General features: G+C 46.6%; 1 pseudogene. It reads left to right on the forward strand.

Annotated features, from left to right (window positions below):
* A pseudogene (locus A3750_RS26760) lies at nt 1-221 on the forward strand (hypothetical protein); the annotation flags it as partial.

The following is a 221-nucleotide window of genomic DNA, read 5'->3' on the forward strand; positions in this document are numbered from 1 at the left end:
CCGATATGATGTACTGGGTTATTCCTCTGGGCCTGTTTACCTACATTGCCCTGCCCCTAAAACAAGCGCGCATCCTCAATATTGTTGTGCTTTGCTGTTTCGCCTTACTCTTATTTTTGCAACAGCCACTGCTTAATGCATTTATGTTTTGTACTAGCTATCTACTTATGATGGCATTTGGTGGAACCTTCGCCGCGCTACACCAACAGCGCAGTCGCACG

Source organism: Oleiphilus sp. HI0079, from assembly GCF_001635105.1.